Below are 267 nucleotides of genomic sequence, written 5' to 3'. Positions count from 1 at the left end.
GCACCTTCCGCACCGCCGCCCGCCGGCTGCCCGCGATCGCCGCGATGGGCTTCGACGTCGTCTACCTGCCCCCCATCCACCCCATCGGCCACACCTACCGCAAAGGCCGCAACAACACCCTCTCCCCGGGGCCGGAGGATGTCGGCGTGCCCTGGGCGATCGGCTCCCCCGAGGGCGGCCACGACGCCATCCACCCCGCCCTGGGCACCCTGGACGACTTCGACCACTTCGTCGCCGAAGCCTCCGCGCTGGGGCTGGAGATCGCCC

1 pseudogene is annotated in these 267 nt (G+C 73.4%); it reads left to right on the top strand.

Annotated features, from left to right (window positions below):
* Window positions 1-267, top strand: a pseudogene (locus K4B79_RS48910) (alpha-1,4-glucan--maltose-1-phosphate maltosyltransferase); the annotation flags it as partial.

The sequence above is a fragment of the Streptomyces lincolnensis genome (assembly GCF_021173675.1).
GTDB classification, from domain to species: Bacteria; Actinomycetota; Actinomycetes; order Streptomycetales; family Streptomycetaceae; genus Streptomyces; species Streptomyces lincolnensis_B.
The sequence above is the reverse complement of the archived record's forward strand: the minus strand, read 5'-3'. Positions and strand labels throughout refer to the sequence as shown.